Origin of the sequence: Haloferax profundi, from assembly GCF_001469865.1 — an archaeon.
Classification (GTDB): Archaea; Halobacteriota; Halobacteria; order Halobacteriales; family Haloferacaceae; genus Haloferax; species Haloferax profundi.
Window position 1 is genome coordinate 1 of the sequence record NZ_LOPV01000356.1, and the last position, 525, is coordinate 525.

The following is a 525-nucleotide window of genomic DNA, read 5'->3' on the forward strand; positions in this document are numbered from 1 at the left end:
CGACAACGTCACGGGCTGAAGACAAAGACGTGCTAGCGAGCGTGTTCACGGACCACACTGATGCTCGTGTGCAGACGCAGTCGAGTGTTGCTGCTGCTCGTGATACTGCACTCGAGATTGCCGAACGAAACGATTGCGTCCTCGTAACAGGCTCTTTGTACGCCATCGCCGAGGCGCGTCAGTACTGGAACCGAAAGATGATCTCGAAGCGTGTCGATTCTCCTGAAACTGCAGACGAAGCATTAGAGAGTACTCACGCCACGTCGAACTCGAACCATTCACTGTATAAACGGGTCGTGCACAGGACTGTGAAGACTCGATTACAGTCGGACCAAGCCAGTTTCGTCAAAGAACAATTGCTCTCGCTCGGTGGAGAGTGTGCAGTCTCCGAAGTCGACGGACGACGGCACGAATACGTCGATATCTTGTTGGCAGGTACGGTCTCACAACTGAACCGGTTGACCTCTCGGTTAGACGAACAGCAAGGACTCTCAGCATTGAGCGATGATATCCGTGAGGTTCTGC

General features: G+C 53.5%; 1 protein-coding gene. It reads left to right on the forward strand.

Going from position 1 to position 525, the window contains the following annotated elements:
• Window positions 1-308: 308 nt before the first annotated feature.
• Window positions 309-525, forward strand: a 217-nt coding sequence (locus AUR66_RS22725) for a hypothetical protein (RefSeq protein ID WP_231727889.1), incomplete at its 3' end; no start/stop codon positions are given.